This is a genomic window from Thermus sp. CCB_US3_UF1, assembly GCF_000236585.1.
In the GTDB taxonomy this organism is placed as follows: Bacteria; Deinococcota; Deinococci; order Deinococcales; family Thermaceae; genus Thermus.
Genome location: NC_017278.1, coordinates 1,302,965 through 1,318,108 on the forward strand (window position 1 = coordinate 1,302,965; position 15,144 = coordinate 1,318,108).

Sequence of the window (15,144 nt, forward strand, 5' to 3'; positions counted from 1 at the left end):
CCCAAAGGAGGCATCAAGGATGAGCAAGGTCAACCGCAGGCAGGTGGTCAAGGCTGGGCTAGGCATGCTGGGGCTGGCGGCTTCCTCCCGCTTTTCCTTTGGCTTGGCGCAACGGGATGAGCCCATCCGCATCGGGGTGGTCCTCTCCTACTCCGGCCCTTACGCCCGACTGGGGCAGGAGATCACCCGGGGAATGGAGCTCTACCTGGAGAAGGTAGGGTACCAGGCGGGCGGGCGGCGCATCCAGCTCCTGAAGGAGGACGAGGAGGCCGATCCCGCGGTGGCGGTACGCAAGGTGCGCAAGCTGGTGGAGCAGGACCGGGTCCATCTTCTTTCCGGCATCATCCTCTCCTCCTCCGCCTACGGCATCCGCGACTACGTCCACGAGCGGCAAATCCCCCTGGTGGTGGCCAACGCCGCCGCCAACGGCATCACCCGGGAGCGCCGGAGCCCCTACATCTTCCGCACCTCCATCAGCGCCTGGCAGCAGCACTACCCCATGGGGCCCTGGGTGGCCAGGAACGTGGGCAAAAAGGTTTTCCTCCTGGCCCTGGACTACGCCTTCGGCAAGGAAGCCACGGCGGCCTTCAAGGAAGGGTTCCTGGCCGCGGGGGGCGAGGTGGTGGCCGAGGTCTACACCCCCTTGGGCAGCACCGACTACAGCGCGGTCATCTCCCGCATCGCCGCCGCCCGGCCCGAGGCGGTGCACGCCGTGCTCTCCGGCAGCGATGCGGTGATCTTCATGCGCCAGTTCGTCCAGTTCGGCCTGAACCGCACGGTGCAGCTAGCGGTGAGCGGGGAGGTTACCGACGAAAACGTCCTGGAGGCCATCGGGGATGCGGCCATCGGGGCTAAGAGCGGGGACCACTGGGTCTACACCCTGAACAACTCCGCCAACCGGGAGTTCATCCGGGCCTACCGGCAGAAGTACGGGGGGGTGCCCAACCACTTCGCCGTCCGGGGCTACGACGCCATGCAGTTCATCGTGGACGCCCTCAACGTGGCCCAAGGGGACGTGAGCAACAAGACCCGGCTCCTCAACGCCTTCAAGGGGGCCAAGATCATCAGCCCTCGAGGCTTTGTGGAAATAGACCCGGAAACCAACAACGCCACCCAGCACGTCTACGCCCGGGAGGTGGCCAGGATTGACGGGGTTCTCACCAACCGCCTGATCGCCGACCTGGGGATCATCCGCGACCCCGGCAAGTAGCGCCATGGTCCTCCTCCTCCTGACCCAGCTTCTCAACAGCCTGGCCTTCGCCATGCTCCTCTTCCTCCTGGCCCTGGGGCTTTCCCTCATCTTCGGCGTGGCCCGGGTGGTGAACCTGGCCCACGGGGCCTTTTACATGCTGGGGGCCTACCTGGGGATGGCCCTGAGCGGGGCCTTGGGCAGCTTCTGGCTGGCCCTCCTCCTGGTGCCCCTGGGGGTGGGCCTCCTAGGGGTCTTGGTGGAGCGGTTTCTCCTCCGTGGCCTTCACGGCCGGGAGCTGGAGCAGGTGCTCCTCACCATCGGCCTGGGCTTCGTCATCGCCGACCTCCTGCGGGCCCTGTTCGGGGCGGCCATCCGCTCGGTACCCCCGCCCCCGGAGCTGGCGGGGCCCCTTTTCCTGGGCCCCCTGCTCTACCCCAAATACCCCCTTTTCGTCCTGGCCCTGGGCCTCCTGCTCTTCCTGGGGGTGCGGCTTATCCTGGCCAAAACCCCCTTTGGCATCCAGGTGCGGGCGGTGACCGCGGACCCGGGGATGGCCAGCGCCCTGGCCATCCCCCCGGCCCGGGTAAGCCTCCTCACCTTCGGGGTGGGCACGGCCCTGGCCGGGCTTGGCGGGGTGGTGGGCGCCCCCCTGATCGCCCTGGCCCCGGGTCTGGACGCCCAAATGACCCTGTTCGCCCTCATTGTGGTGGTCATCGGGGGGCTAGGGAGGATTGAGGGGGCCTTTTGGGGTGCCCTCCTGGTGGGCCTGGTAGAGGGGTTTGGCCGCCTCTTCCTCCCCCAGGCGGCCATGTTCCTGATCTTCGGCCTTATGGCCCTGGTCCTGGCCCTGAAGCCCGAGGGCCTTCTGGGTAGGAGGGCGGCATGATGGCCTGGCTTCCCAAAATTCACCTGCGCGAAGGAAGGGCCTGGGCTCCCTACCTCCTGCGGGCGGCTTTGCTGGGGGCGTTCTTTCTGCCCGCGCTCTTCCAGGGCTACGCCCTTTACCTGGCCACGGAGGCCGCCCTGCTGGGCCTGGCCGCCGTGGCCCTCAGCTTCCTCTTGGGCCACGGCGGCATCCCCTCCTTGGGCCAGGCGGCCTTCCTGGGCCTGGGGGCCTACGCCTTGGGCCTGGCCCTCAAGGCGGGCCTTCCCTTGGCCCTGGCCCTGGCCCTAGCCCCCTTGGTGGCCGCCGCCTTCGCCCTCCTCACGGGGCTTCTCCTCTTCCGCACCCACGGGATCTTCGTCCTGATGCTCACCCTAGCCTTTGGCCAGATGGTGTACTCCGTAGCCCATAAGTGGAACGCCCTTACCGGCGGGGACGATGGCCTAAGCCTCTCCGGGGTGGCCGTGAACCCCTTGGCCCTGCACCTGGGGGCCCTTCTGGCCCTTTTCCTGAGCGTGGCCGGGCTCCGCCACCTCCTCGTCACCCCTTACGGCAAGGCCCTCGAGGCCCTGCGACAAAACGAGGAAAAGGCCCGCTCCCTGGGCTTGGCCGCCTTTGCCTTCAAGCTCTGGGCCTACGTGCTGGCTGGGGCCCTCACGGGGCTGGCGGGGGCAGGGCTGGCCCTCCACCGCACCTTCGTCAGCCCCCACGACCTCTTCTGGCTCACCTCGGCCACCCTGATGGTCATGGTCCTCCTGGGGGGAAGCCGGGGCCTCTTTGGCGCCGCCTTTGGCGCCCTGCTCTACACCTTCGTCCAGGCCTGGGTGAGCTCCTTCACCGAGCTGTGGGGGCTTTTCGTGGGTACCCTTCTCATCTTGACCGTGCTCTTCGCCCGGGAAGGCCTCTGGCCCCTCCTGGAGCGCAAGCTGGGAGGCAAGCATGGAAGCCCTTAGGGTGGAAAAGGTCAGCAAGGCCTTCGGGGGCCTCCTGGCCCTGGCCGGCGTCCAGCTCAGCGTGGCCCAAGGGGAGAGGCGGGCGGTGATCGGACCCAACGGGGCGGGGAAAAGCACCCTCTTCAAGGTGATCGCCGGGGAGATCCGGCCCAGCCAGGGGGAGGTCTTCCTCCTGGGCCGCAAGGTCACGGGCCAACCCCTGGAGCAGGTGGCCCGCCTGGGCCTGGGGCGCACCTTCCAGCGCTCCAGCGTCTTCCCCGAGCTCAAGGTCTGGGAAAACGTGGCCTTGGCCCGCCAGGCCGCCCGGGGGCGAGGGGGGGATTTCCGCCAGGCCCTGCGCCGGGAAGGGGAGGTGAACGAGGTCCTGGAGCAGGTGGGCCTGGGCCTCCGGGCGGAAGACCCGGCAGGAAGCCTCTCCCACGGGGAAAAGCGCCAGCTGGAGATCGCCATGGCCCTGGCCCAAAAGCCCCAGGTCCTCCTCCTGGACGAACCCCTGGCGGGCCTGGCCGGGGCCGAGCGGGAGCGCATCGGCCAGCTCATCCAGGGGCTGGACCCCAGCATCACCGTTCTCCTGGTGGAGCACGACCTGGAATACGCCCTCCGCTTTGCCCACAAGGTTACGGTGCTCCACTACGGCCAGGTGGTGGCCGAAGGCACCCCGGAAGCCGTGCGGGAGGACCCCCAGGTGCAGGAGATCTACGTGGGCCGGGGCTGGGAAACCCTGCCCACCCCCCCGGATCCTGGCGGGGAGGCGGTGCTGGTGGCCCGGGGGCTATCCGCGGGCTATGGGGCCATGCGGGTGCTGAACGGGGTGGGCCTCGAGGTCCGCCAGGGGGAGGTGGTGGCCTTGTTGGGGCGGAACGGCATGGGCAAGACCACCCTTCTCTCTGCCCTCATGGGCCTCCTGCCCCTTCAGGGAGGGGAGGTGCGCCTGGGGAAGGAGGCCATCGGGCACCTTCCCGCCCACCGCCGGGCGGAGCTTGGCCTGGCCCTGGTGCCCCAGGGCCGGCGCATGTTTGACGGGCTCAACGTGGAGGAGGAGCTCCGCCTGGCGGCCTGGGGAAGCCAGGGGAGCTGGACCGTGGAGCGGGTCCTGGAGGTCTTCCCCCGGTTGGCCGAGCGGCGCAAAAACCCCTCCCGGGCCCTCTCCGGGGGGGAGCAGCAGATGGTGGCCATCGCCCGCGCCCTCTTGCGCAACCCCCGCCTGGTCCTCATGGACGAGCCCACCGAGGGCCTTTCCCCCCTGATGGTGCGGCAGGTGGCGGAGGTGGTGCGTACCCTAAAAGCGGAAGGGGAAACCGTCCTTCTGGCCGAGCAGAACGTGCAGATGGCCCTCTCCGTGGCCGACCGGGTCTACATCCTGGAACACGGGGAGATCGTGTGGGAAGGCCGAGCCGCAGAAGTCAGCCCAGGGGTCCTCCACCGGTACCTGGGCGTGTAGGGGTGTGGACTATGGCCAAGGGCAAGACAGCAACGGGAGCCAAAGAGGTGCCCCGGGCCCTCCAGGAGTTGGCCCAGGGCCTCGAGGAGGGACTGGTACCCGCAGGGATCCTCAACGATCCCGAGGTGTTTGCCTGGGAACAGGAGCGGATCTTCGCCCGGTCCTGGATCTACCTGGGGCACGCCTCGGAGATCCCCAGCCCGGGGGATTACGTGCTCCGCTACATCCTCAACAACGCCTTCATCCTGGTGCGGGGCGAGGACGGGCGGGTGCGGGCCCTCCTGGACATGTGCCGCCACCGGGGGATGCGGGTCTGCCGGGCGGAGGCCGGCAACGCCAGCCACTTCCGCTGCCCCTTCCACGGCTGGACCTACCGCAACGACGGGACCCTGGTGGGGGTACCGGCGGAGCGGGAGGCCTTTGGGGAGGGGTTCCGTAAGGAAGAATGGGGTCTTCTGCCCATCCCCAGGCTGGAGGAGGTGGATGGCCTCCTCTTCGGCAACCTGGACCCGGAGGCCCCTTCCCTGGAGGAGTGGCTGGGAGGGGCCAAGTGGTACCTGGAGCTGGTCACCAAGCGGAGCCCGGAGGGCCTCGAGGTCCTGGGCCCCCCTCAGCGCTTCGTGGTGCCCACGGACTGGAAGCTGGCCCTGGAAACCTTCATCAGCGACAGCTACCACACCCTCATGACCCACCGCTCCATGATCGAGCTGGGGATCGCCCCCCGGGACGCCAAGTACGCCATGTACGGGGAGCAGATCCACATCCCCGGCAAAGGCCACGGGGCTATGGTGGTGGGCGGCCCCCCAGGGGCCAAGCTGCCCCCCTTCTGGGGTTACCCCGCGGAGATGATGGAACGGGCCCAGGCCTCCTATCCCACCCGGGAGCAGTGGGAGGTGGCCAAGGAAACCCGCATCTTCCTCCTCACCCTCTTCCCCAACTTCTCCCTGCACAACCCCATCCGTAAGCCCGACCACCTCTACCCCACCCCGGTCCCCATGCTCACCTTCCGCGTCTGGCACCCCTTGGGCCCGGGGCGGATCGAGGTGATCTCCTGGGGCATGGTGGAAAAGGACGCCCCTGAGTGGTTCAAGGAGAAGGCCCGCCACTCCTACCTGCGCTTCTTCGGCTCCTCGGGCACCTTTGAGCAGGATGACACCGAGATCTGGAGCCACGTGGCGCAAAACGCCGGCAGCACCCTGGGAAGGCGGCTTCGCTTCAACTACCAGATGGGGCGGAACGTACCCCAGGACCCCAACTGGCCGGGGCCCGGGGTGGCCTACCCCATCAACTTCACCGACGAGAACCTGCGCAACTTCTACCGCCGCTATCTGGAGCTCATGTTGGGCTAGGGGGTGACTATGGACCCAACCCGGGAGATCCTGGAGGTTCTCTACCGCGAAGCGGAGCTCTTGGACGAAGGCCGTTACCGGGAATGGCTTGCCCTGACCACGGAGGACGTGGTCTACCAGGTGCCGGTGCGCCTGACCCGGGAGCGTCCCCCCGAAGGGGGATACGGGGGGGTAAGCCCCAGCATGTACCACCTGGACGAGGACCGCACCTCCTTGGAGATGCGGGTGGCCCGGCTGGAGACGGGCTTTGCCTGGGCCGAAGACCCCCCCTCCCGCCTGCGCCATTTCGTGAGCAACGTGCGGGTGGGCCTCCCCCAGGAAACCGCCCGGGGGACGGAGGTGGAGGTCCGCTCCAACCTCCTCCTCTTCCGCAGCCGTTGGGACCGGCCGGAGTTCACCCTCCTTTCCGCCGAGCGGCGGGACCTTTGGCGCCGGCAGGAGGACGGGTGGAGGCTGGCCCGCAGGCTGGTCATCCTGGACCACAGCACCCTGCCCACCCACAACCTGAGCTTTTTCCTCTAGGAGGGACCGTGATCACCCTGAGCAACGAGTTCACCAGCGTAACCATAGAGAAGGTGCAGACGGGAAACGGGGAGCGCCTACGTATCTCCGCTCCGCGGCTCGGGTACAGCATTGATCTGGACCCCTTGGAGCTGGAGGCCCTTACCTGGCAGACCGTGGAAACCTTCTCCCGGCTCCTCCAGACCCCCTATGGCCCGGAGGAGGAAGGGGTGGAGGTGCGCCCCTTCTCCGACCTGGTCCTCTTTGGAGGGGAGGATGCGTAGGGTACAGGTGGCCATCTTCGGCGCCGGGCCTGCCGGGCTCCTCCTCGCCCACCTCCTGCGCCAGGCGGGGGTGGAAACCGTGGTCCTCGAGGCCAAAAGCCGGGAGTACCTGGAAACCAGCCCCCACCGCATCCGGGCCGGGGTTCTGGAGTGGGGTACCAAGGAGATGGCTAAGCAAGCCGGGGTGGGGGAACGCATGCTCAGGGAAGGGCTGGAACACGGGGGCATCTACCTGGCCTTTGACGGAGGGCTGCTCCACCTGGACTTCCGCGCCCTGGCCGGACGGAGCATCTGGGTTTACGGACAGCAGTACCTGGTCCGGGACATAATCCAGCGCCACCTGGAGGCCGGGGGGGAGATCCTCTTTGAGCACGAGGTGGTGGGCCTGGAAAACCTGGGAGAGGCTCCGGTCCTGGTCTTCCGCACCCCTCAAGGAAAGGAAGAGAGGCTGGCCGCGGAGTTCGCCGTGGGGGCCGATGGCTCCCACAGCCTGGCCCGCAGGTACATCCCCGGGGCCCGGATCCACCAAAAAACCTATCCCTTCGCCTGGCTAGGGATCCTGGCGGAAACCCGCCCCGCCGCCGAGGAGCTGATCTACGCCAGCTCGGAAAGGGGGTTCGCCCTCTATAGCATGCGCTCCCCCAGCCTCTCCCGGAACTACCTGCAGGTGAGCCCCGAGGAGCGGCTCGAGGCCTGGCCGGAGGAGCGGATCTGGGAGGAGCTAAACCGGCGGCTGGAGGGGGTGGCCGAGGTAAGGCCGGGCCCCATTCTGGAAAAGAGCCTCACCCCCATGCGCTCCCTAGTGGTGGAGCCCATGCAGTACGGACGCTTCTTCCTGGTGGGAGACGCCGCCCACGTGGTGCCCCCCACGGGGGCCAAGGGGATGAACCTAGCCTTTTGCGACGTGGCCGTGCTCCACCGAGCCCTTCTGGCCTACTACCGGAACGGGGACACAGGACCCCTTACCCGCTACAGCCAAGAAGCCCTTCGCCACGTATGGCAGGCGGAACTCTTCTCCTACTGGATGACCACCCTGCTGCACACCCTGCCCGACCCCTTTGAGGAGGAGCTTCGCCGGGCCAAGCTCCGCCACCTGGGGGAAAGCCTCCCCCTGCAACGCTTCCTGGCGGAAAACTACGTGGGCCTCCACACCACCGGGCGGTACGTGGAGGGCTAATCCCTCTCCCAAGGGGGCAGGACAAGGCCCTTTCACCCTTTTTCAACACCCTGCTAGACAGCTGGGGAATAACGTGATAGCGTGGAACCACCTACAAGAAAGGAGGAAAAATTATGCGCAAGGAAAGGCGGTATGTCATCCAGTGGCTAGGGACGAGCCTGGGAGCCGCCCTGCTTCCCTGGGGGAAAGCCCAGCGCTACCCCTCGAGGCCCATCACCCTCATCGTGCCCTGGTCGCCCGGCGGCAGCACCGACCTCACGGCCCGGGCCCTGGCCCCGGTCTTGGAGCGGATCCTCAAGGTACCCGTGCAGGTGGTCAACCGCACGGGGGGCGGCGGGGCCGTGGGGCATGGGGCGATTGCCCAGGCCCGACCCGATGGCTACACCATCGGCATCATCACCTTGGAAGTGGTCCTCCCTCCCTGGGTAGCCCAGACCAAGATCAGCGCCGACATGTTCTCCCCCATCTCCCTCCTGGTCCTCAACCCGGTGGCGGTGGTGGTGCGGCAGGATGCCCCATGGAGGACCATCCAGGAACTCATCCAAGACATCCGGCAAAACCCAGGCAAGTACAAGGCTTCCGGAACCGCCAAGTGGGGCTCCTACGACTTCGCCCGCTTGGGCTTCCTGAAGGAGCTCGGCCTTAAGGACGAGGCCCTGCCCTGGGTCCCCACCCAAGGGGCGGCGGCAGCCCTGCAGGAGCTGGTGGCCGGGGGGGTCCAGGTGGCCTTCGTGGCCATCGGGGAAGCCGCCAACCTGGTCCGTTCCGGCCAAGCCCGCTACCTGGCCTTCATGACCGACAGCCGCTTCCCCGCCTTCCCCGAGATCCCCACCCTGAAAGAGCTGGGGGTGGACTGGACCTTCGCCTCCTTCCTCATGGCCGCAGGGCCCAAGTTCACCCTGCCCTCGGTGATCGACGTTCTGGACAAGGCCTTCGCCCAGGCGGTACAGGAAGCGGAGTTCGTGCGCTTCATGCAAAACGCCAACCTGGTGATCCGCCACCTGGACCGCAAAAACAGCCTGGCGTTCCTCCAGGAAAGAACCCAGGCCATGAACCGGATCGTACAGGAACTGGGCCTGAAGTTTTAGAAAACGGCATGGCCTGGGAACGCTGGGTAGGAGGGTTGGCCGCAGGGCTAGGGCTGCTGACCTGGAGCTTGAGCTTTAGCCTGCCCAAGGCGGAAGGACCCGGCCCCGAGCTCTTCCCCCGGGTGTTGGGTACGGTCCTGGTCCTGGGAGGCTTCTACATGGTCTGGGCAAGGCCCCAGGCCCACCCGCGGATCCCCAAGAGGGCCTGGCCTCGGGTGGCCCTTTTCCTCCTCCTCTTCGTCCTCGCTCCCCTTCTGCTTCCCCGCCTGGGCGTGGTATCCACCACCGCCTTGGTGGCAGGAACCGGGGCTTTTCTGGCCGGGGAGGGCTGGCTCAAGGCCCTGTTGGTGGCCCTGAGCCTGGGGCTTCTCACCCAGTGGGTTTTCGTCCGCCTTCTGGGGGTGCCGGCATGAACCTGCTTTCCCCGGAAATCCTACTAGCGATGTTCTTGGGGGGGCTGTACGGAGCCGTCTTCGGTGCCCTTCCAGGGCTTACCGCAACCTTGGCCCTGAGCCTCTTCATCCCCTTCGCCCTTTTTTTGCCCCCGGAGGTGGGCTTGGCCGCCATCGTGAGCCTGTGCGCCACGGCCATCTTCGCCGGGGATATCGGGGCGGTGATGGCCCGGATCCCCGGCACCCCCGCCTCGGCGGCCTACACGGAGGAAATCCACGACCTTGCCCAGGAGCGGGGCCCCGCTTTGGCCCTAGGCCTTTCCGCCTTGGCCAGCGCCTTGGGCAGCCTGGTGGGTACCGGGCTTTTGGTGGTGGGCTCCTTGGGTATGGCCGCCATCGCCCGCCAGTTCTCCTCCTTTGAGTACTTTTGGCTGGTGCTCCTGGGGGTGACGAGCGGGGTTCTGGCCTCCCCCCACATCGTCAAGGGCCTGGTGGCCTTTGCCCTCGGCATGCTCCTGGCCACCGTGGGCTACGACCCTGCCCTGGGCAACCCCCGTTTCACCTTCGGCAACGTGAACCTCCTGGGGGGCATCAACTTCATCGTGGCCTTGATCGGGCTCTTCGGCCTAAGCGAGGTCCTCTTCCAGCTCCTCAAGGGCAGCCCAGTCAAGGTCCAGGCTGCTCCTTTAGCCTTGGGGCGTTCCCTTTCCCTGTTTTTTCTACACCCTTTTCGCATAATCCTGCGCCAGGGCAGCCTTTTCGTGCGTTCCTCCCTCCTGGGAACCTTCATCGGCTTCCTCCCCGGGGCAGGCTCCGACTTCGCCGCCTGGATCGCCAGCAACTTCCAGCGCCTGACCAAAGGCTCCAAGGAAACGGTGGTCCTGGCGGGGACCTCGGCCAACAACGCCGCCGTGGCCGGCACCTGGATCCCCGCCCTCTCCCTAGGGCTTCCCGGGGACACCCTGACCGCCATCGTATTGGGCCTCTTCCTCACGCTGGGCATCCGCCCCGGACCTGAACTTTTCCGCCAGAACCTTTCCCTGGTGGTGGAAATCTACCTGGTCTTCCTGGTGGCCAGCGTGGTCATCATGCCCCTGGTGGGGTATCTGGGGTCTTTCCTGGTGAGCTTGGCCACCCGTCTGCCTCGAGGGGTCCTGCTGGGAGGCATCGCCGGCCTCAGCCTTCTCGGGGCCTACGCCATCAACAACAACCCCTTTGACCTCTATGTGCTGGCCGCCCTGGGGGTTTTAGGCCTCCTGTTGCGCTTGGGGGATTTTCCCCTGGGCCAGGTGGTGCTGGGAATGGTCCTTGGGCCCCTTTTGGAACAGCACCTGATGGTGAGCATGATCAAGACCCATTGGGACCTCTTCAGCTTCTTTGAGCGCCCCGTGGCCGTGGCCCTGGCCTTGGTCAACCTAGCCTTTCTGCTGGGCATCTCTTGGTTTAGGCTCAAGCAGGCCCGCAGGCTACGGGCCCTGCAGGCCCTAGCCGCCAAGGAGGAGCCGTGAGGGCCTGGGTCCTGCGGGACTACGGCCACCTGGCCCTGGAGGAGCAGCCCCTTCCCCAGGGGGAAGGCCTTCTCCTCAAGGTGGCCGCGGTGGGCATCTGCGGCAGCGACCTCAGCGTCTACAAGGGTGCCCCCGCCATGCGGGCCCGTTGGCGCCCCCCCCTGGTCCTGGGCCACGAGGTGGCGGGGGTGGTGGAGGAGGGTCCGGAGGACCTCCTGGGCCGAGGGGTGGCCCTCTACCCGGCCCTGGTCTGCGGTACCTGCCCCCACTGCCGAAGCGGCAAGCCCCACCTCTGCCCCCGGCGGGTCCACCTGGGCTTCCACCTCCCCGGTGGGCTTGCCGAGCGCATCCGGGTACCGGCCTCCCTGGCCTACCCCCTGCCCCCAGGCCTTCCCCCATGGAAAGGGGCCTTGGCCGAGCCTTTGGCCGTGGCCCTGCACGCAGTGCGCCGGGCCAGGCCCGCAACCGGGGAAACCGCCTTGGTGGTGGGGGGCGGGGCCATGGGGGCTTTGGCCGCCTGGCTCCTTGGGCAACAAGGGGTGGAGGTGCACCTGGTGGAACCCCGCAAGGAACGGGGGGAGCTCCTCCGCGCCCTGGGCTTGGTGGCGGCCACGGGAGAGACCCTAGAGGCCCTCCCCCCTACCCCCTACCCGCTGGCGCTGGAGACCGTGGGCCTCGAGGCCACCTTGGCCCAGACCCTCAAGGCGTTGGCCCCGGGCGGGCGGGCGGTGGTGGTGGGGCTTTCCGGGACGGCGGCAGGTCTAGACTTGCAAAGCTTGGTCTTGCAAGAAAAAACCCTCTTGGGCAGCTACCTTTTCACCCCCCAGGAGTTCCAAGAAACCCTCGCCCTCCTATCCCGCTTGCCCGAGCGGCTGGTGCGGCTCTGGCCCGCCCAGCAAGCCGACCAGGCCTTCCTCGCCTTGCTGGAGGGTAGGTTGGCCGAACCGAAGCTCGTCCTCGTTTGGTGAACCATGGAGTGGTCCATCGCCACCTGCGCCCTTGGAGGCACCCTGGAGGAAAAACTGCTGGCCATCGCCAAGGCGGGTTTCCAGGCGGTGGAGATCTTTGAAGAGGACCTGGCTGGCTTCCCGGGAAGCCCCAGGGAGCTCCGGGCCCTGACCGAAGACCTGGGGCTGAGGATCGTGGCCCTTCAGCCCCTCCGCGACTACGAAGCCATGCCGGAACCCCATCGGACCCGCAACCGGGACCGTGCCCAGCGGTGGTTTGACCTGATGGCGGAGCTCAAGGTGGAGCTCACCTACGTCTGCTCCAACACCTCCCCCCTGGCCCTGGACGATCCCGAGCGGGCGGCGGCTGACCTGTACCAGCTGGCCGAGGAAGCGGGTAAGCGGGGTCTGCGGGTAGGGTACGAGGCCCTGGCCTGGGGGCGGCACGTACGGGACTGGCCCCAGGCCTGGGACGTAGTGCGCCGGGCAGACCACCCCCGGCTGGGCCTAGTCCTGGATAGCTTTCACTGCCTGGTGCGGCAGAACCCCCTTGAACCCATCGCCCAGCTGCCTGGGGAGAAAATCTTTCTGGTCCAGCTCTCCGACGCCCCCAATCTCCTCATGGACCCCCTGGCTCTAAGCCGTCACCACCGGGCCATGCCCGGCCAGGGGGACTGGCCTATGGAAGACTTCTTGCGCCAGGTACTGGCCACGGGCTACGGGGGGCCGGTATCCCTGGAGATCTTCAACGAGTGGTTCCGCACCGCCCCCCCAGAGGAGGTGGCCCAGGATGGAATGCGGGCCCTCAAATACCTCTTCGACCGCTTGGGCCTCCTTCTGCCTCCCCTGCCGCCCGGGGCCAGGGTGCAAGGGGTGGGGTTCGTGGAGATGGCCGCAGAGGAGGAGGACCTGGAGGGCTTGCGGGACCTCCTTCACGCGCTGGGCTTCCGCCCGGAAGCCCGCCACCCGGACCTACCCCTGGAACTCCATGGGGCGGGCCCGGCCAAGGTCCTCCTCCTCAGTCCCCAGCCGGGGGAGGCCAACCCCAGGGAGCTTCCCGCCGTGCGCGGGGTAGGCCTCCAGGTGGCCCAGGCTGCCTCGGTGGCCGCCCGGGCCCGGGCGCTCGGCCTATCCCTTCTCCCCCGGCCCGCGGAAAAGCTTGGGTATCCCGCGCTCCAAGGGGTGGGCCACACGCGCATCTACCTGGCCGATACCCCCCTCCTGGAGGGGTACGGCCTTTCCCCGCTCCCAGGTGAAGAGGGTGTTTGTTTATTGGAAGTAGATCATTTTACCAATGTGGTACCGCGATGGGAACTCTACAGTTGGCTCTTGGTGTACAAGGCCCTCTTCGGGTTCCTGGTGGACCCCACCGTGGAGGTGTTTGACCCCTACGGGATGTTCTACAGCCGCTCTGTGCGGAGCCCAGACGGCCAGGTGCGCATTCCCCTCAACACCGCCGAGGGCCTAGGAACTGGGGTTTCCCGCTTCCTGCGCTCCTTGGGGCATGCGGGTATCCAGCACGTGGCCTTCCGCACGGAGAACTTACTGCGCTTCGCCCAGGCCGCTAGGGCCCGGGGGCTTTCCCCCTTGCGCATCCCCACCGCCTACTACCGGGTGCTGGCGGCCCGGTACGGGCTTCGCCCGGAGGAAGCGGAAACCCTCGAGGCCCACCGCCTCCTCTACGAGCGTTCCCCTAACGGCGCCGAGTTCCTTCACCTCTACACCCCCACCTTCCGGGGGCGGTTCTTCTTTGAGGTGGTGGAGCGTAGGGGGGGCTACGACGCCTACGGGGCCACCAACACGGGAGTCCGCCTTCAGGCCCAGGCTTACGCCCTGGAAGGCTAAGTTGGGGACAGTCCCCTCCATCGGCAAGCCCTAGCCCCAAACTAGGGCAACATGGAGGGTATGCAAGCCTTGGGAAACGTTCTGGGGGATCCCGCCGCCTGGCTCCTCACCCTGGTACGGGTGGGGGTTGTCTACCTGGTCCTGCTCCTGTTCCTGCGCTGGAGCGGCAAGAGGGTGCTGGGGCAGATGACCCCCTTGGACCTCCTCACCCTCCTCCTCCTAGCCAACGCGGTGCAGAACGCCATGGTCGGCCCTGACCAAAGCCTGGTGGGGGGCTTGCTGGGAGCGGGGCTTCTTCTCCTTCTTGACCGCCTTTTCTCCCAGCGCCCCTTGCGCAGGGCCTTCCTGGGGGAACCCACCCTCCTGGTCCACGAGGGAAAACCCCTCTGGGAGAACCTACGCCGGGAAGGGGTAGACCTGGACGAGCTGCAGGCAGCCCTACGGGAACACGGGGTAGCACGCCTGGAGGAGGTCCTCACGGCCGTTTTGGAGGTGGACGGCACCATCAGCGTGGTACCCAGGAACCACCAAACCCCCAAGCGGGTGCGCCACGTGCGCTCCAGCCGCAACCGCTAGCGGTCCCCCCCTAGGCCCAGGGCAGGGGCAAAAAGCTCATTCTTGCGCACAAAGGCCTCCATGAAGCGGCCCAGAATCTCCATCTGGCTGCGGTGGGCCTCCAGGGCCTGGAGCTTGACCCGGGTTTCCTCAGGGGTGAGATCTAGGCGCTGCCAGGCCAGGTGGCGGCCGCGAGGTGGGGGCTCGAGGTAGAGCCCTGGGTGCAACCCCTTGGGCAGGGGCCACTCCAGCCCCCCATGCACCACGTAGAAGCGGAGACGGTCCAACCATCCCCGCTCCCCCAAGAGCCGCAGGGCCAGGTAGGCGGTGGCCCGATGGTCCACGTGGGCGTCCTCTGGGGCTGGAGCCAGGACCAGCCCGGGCTGTACCCGGTCCAGAACCCGCCCCAGGTCTTCCTCCCAAGCCCTGCCCGTGTAGGGAGCCCCAGGGGTGAGGGTCCCCGGGTAGGCCACCCGGTCCAAGCCGGTGGCCGGGGAGCGGTAGGGGGTGTAAAAGTTCTCCAGGAAGAGGTGCAAAAGCCCCCGGTCCGGATAGCCCAGGAAGTAAAGGTGGTCCTCCGGTACCCCCAGGGTGCGGGCCGCGGCCTTGGCCTCCTCCCGGCGGCGGATCGCCAGCCGCCGCAGATCTTCGGGCCTCGGCCGTAGGGTGCGGTCCAGCAGGGCCGCGTCCCACTGGAACCCATCCCCCAGGGTCATCCAGGCGATGTAGACCGCCCCGCCTGCCGCCAAAACCCGCTGGATGAGCCCGCCCGCCGCCAGCGCCTCATCGTCCGGATGAGGGGCCAGCACCAAAAGGCGCACCTTCAGGGGACCCGGGTAGGCGGGCAACGACCCCACCTTCCCCCGGTAATACCAGGCGTAGGCGTGCTGGAAAAGCCCGGGGGCATTCAAAAGGATGGCCCCGGCACCAAGGAGCAGGAATACCCCCCAAAGGAGCCCTCGCCAAGCCACCTCTCCATCCTACGCCCCCGGCGGCACCTGGTAGAATGCGCCTGGGGCTTTGACAGCC

The 15,144-nt window shown here is 67.5% G+C and carries 15 protein-coding genes; 14 read left to right on the plus strand and 1 reads right to left on the minus strand.

Going from position 1 to position 15,144, the window contains the following annotated elements:
- Window positions 1-19 precede the first annotated feature (19 nt).
- From TCCBUS3UF1_RS06455 to TCCBUS3UF1_RS06520, 14 genes are all read left to right on the plus strand, one after another.
- Complete coding sequence (locus tag TCCBUS3UF1_RS06455; protein ID WP_014515710.1) at window positions 20-1,210, plus strand: ABC transporter substrate-binding protein; 1,191 nt, start codon at window positions 20-22, stop codon at window positions 1,208-1,210.
- A 4-nt stretch (window positions 1,211-1,214) separates the two neighbouring features.
- Window positions 1,215-2,078 carry a branched-chain amino acid ABC transporter permease gene (locus tag TCCBUS3UF1_RS06460; RefSeq protein ID WP_014515711.1) on the plus strand — a complete coding sequence of 288 codons (864 nt, stop codon included), beginning with the start codon at window positions 1,215-1,217 and terminating at the stop codon, window positions 2,076-2,078.
- Entirely contained in the window at window positions 2,075-3,028 is a 954-nt protein-coding gene (locus TCCBUS3UF1_RS06465) for a branched-chain amino acid ABC transporter permease (protein WP_014515712.1), read from the plus strand. The genes TCCBUS3UF1_RS06460 and TCCBUS3UF1_RS06465 overlap by 4 nt, the downstream gene beginning before the upstream one ends.
- The gene (locus TCCBUS3UF1_RS06470; RefSeq protein ID WP_014515713.1) at window positions 3,015-4,469 is read left to right on the plus strand and encodes an ATP-binding cassette domain-containing protein; all 1,455 of its coding nucleotides are present in this window, start codon (window positions 3,015-3,017) and stop codon (window positions 4,467-4,469) included. The genes TCCBUS3UF1_RS06465 and TCCBUS3UF1_RS06470 overlap by 14 nt, the downstream gene beginning before the upstream one ends.
- An 11-nt stretch (window positions 4,470-4,480) precedes the next feature.
- Window positions 4,481-5,818 (plus strand): aromatic ring-hydroxylating dioxygenase subunit alpha, encoded by a 1,338-nt coding sequence (locus TCCBUS3UF1_RS06475; RefSeq protein WP_014515714.1) that lies wholly within the window; start codon window positions 4,481-4,483, stop codon window positions 5,816-5,818.
- Window positions 5,819-5,827: 9 nt separating this feature from the next.
- Window positions 5,828-6,340, plus strand: coding sequence for an aromatic-ring-hydroxylating dioxygenase subunit beta (locus TCCBUS3UF1_RS06480; RefSeq protein WP_014515715.1), 513 nt, complete (start codon window positions 5,828-5,830; stop codon window positions 6,338-6,340).
- An 8-nt stretch (window positions 6,341-6,348) separates the two neighbouring features.
- Window positions 6,349-6,603 carry a hypothetical protein gene (locus TCCBUS3UF1_RS06485; RefSeq protein ID WP_014515716.1) on the plus strand — a complete coding sequence of 85 codons (255 nt, stop codon included), beginning with the start codon at window positions 6,349-6,351 and terminating at the stop codon, window positions 6,601-6,603.
- Window positions 6,596-7,780 carry a 4-hydroxybenzoate 3-monooxygenase gene (locus tag TCCBUS3UF1_RS06490; RefSeq protein WP_014515717.1) on the plus strand — a complete coding sequence of 395 codons (1,185 nt, stop codon included), beginning with the start codon at window positions 6,596-6,598 and terminating at the stop codon, window positions 7,778-7,780. Before TCCBUS3UF1_RS06485 ends, TCCBUS3UF1_RS06490 begins: the two co-directional genes overlap by 8 nt.
- 113 nt (window positions 7,781-7,893) lie before the next feature.
- The gene (locus TCCBUS3UF1_RS06495; RefSeq protein WP_014515718.1) at window positions 7,894-8,868 is read left to right on the plus strand and encodes a tripartite tricarboxylate transporter substrate binding protein; all 975 of its coding nucleotides are present in this window, start codon (window positions 7,894-7,896) and stop codon (window positions 8,866-8,868) included.
- 8 nt (window positions 8,869-8,876) lie between these two features.
- A complete protein-coding gene (locus TCCBUS3UF1_RS06500) occupies window positions 8,877-9,281 on the plus strand; it encodes a tripartite tricarboxylate transporter TctB family protein (RefSeq protein WP_014515719.1) in 405 nt (134 codons plus the stop codon).
- Entirely contained in the window at window positions 9,278-10,768 is a 1,491-nt protein-coding gene (locus TCCBUS3UF1_RS06505) for a tripartite tricarboxylate transporter permease (protein WP_014515720.1), read from the plus strand. Before TCCBUS3UF1_RS06500 ends, TCCBUS3UF1_RS06505 begins: the two co-directional genes overlap by 4 nt.
- Window positions 10,765-11,736 carry a zinc-binding dehydrogenase gene (locus tag TCCBUS3UF1_RS06510; protein WP_014515721.1) on the plus strand — a complete coding sequence of 324 codons (972 nt, stop codon included), beginning with the start codon at window positions 10,765-10,767 and terminating at the stop codon, window positions 11,734-11,736. Before TCCBUS3UF1_RS06505 ends, TCCBUS3UF1_RS06510 begins: the two co-directional genes overlap by 4 nt.
- A gap of 3 nt (window positions 11,737-11,739) precedes the next feature.
- A complete protein-coding gene (locus TCCBUS3UF1_RS06515) occupies window positions 11,740-13,560 on the plus strand; it encodes a sugar phosphate isomerase/epimerase and 4-hydroxyphenylpyruvate domain-containing protein (protein WP_014515722.1) in 1,821 nt (606 codons plus the stop codon).
- 60 nt (window positions 13,561-13,620) lie between these two features.
- The gene (locus tag TCCBUS3UF1_RS06520; RefSeq protein WP_041433803.1) at window positions 13,621-14,136 is read left to right on the plus strand and encodes a DUF421 domain-containing protein; all 516 of its coding nucleotides are present in this window, start codon (window positions 13,621-13,623) and stop codon (window positions 14,134-14,136) included.
- Here TCCBUS3UF1_RS06520 and TCCBUS3UF1_RS06525 read toward each other — a convergent pair.
- Entirely contained in the window at window positions 14,133-15,086 is a 954-nt protein-coding gene (locus TCCBUS3UF1_RS06525; protein ID WP_041433804.1) for a PIG-L deacetylase family protein, read from the minus strand. The genes TCCBUS3UF1_RS06520 and TCCBUS3UF1_RS06525 overlap by 4 nt on opposite strands.
- Between the last annotated feature and the right edge of the window lie 58 nt (window positions 15,087-15,144).